1 protein-coding gene is annotated in these 244 nt (G+C 56.6%); it reads left to right on the top strand.

Annotated elements, in window-relative coordinates; translation table 11 throughout:
- Window positions 1–48: 48 nt before the first annotated feature.
- Window positions 49–244, top strand: a 196-nt coding sequence (locus ACU8YC_RS28890; protein WP_446896496.1) for a F4 family fimbrial subunit, incomplete at its 3' end; no start/stop codon positions are given.

Below are 244 nucleotides of genomic sequence, written 5' to 3'. Positions count from 1 at the left end.
ACGGTCACCCATCAGTAATAACGGACTCAGAGAAAAAGGAAACGGATTATGAAAATGAAAGCACTGAAACTGGCTCTGCTGGCGGCGGGTCTGGTAAGCGGCAGCGTGTCGGCGGCATTCACGGAAGGTGACCTGGCGGCCGATAACAGCATCACCCTGAACGGGGAAATCACCAACACCAACCCGGCGTGGGCGTGGAAAACCGGGGCAGACCAGACAGACTGGGACACCACCAAACTGGAGT

The organism is Citrobacter sp. VF227, assembly GCF_052950715.1.
This window is presented reverse-complemented; position numbering and strand designations above follow the sequence as displayed.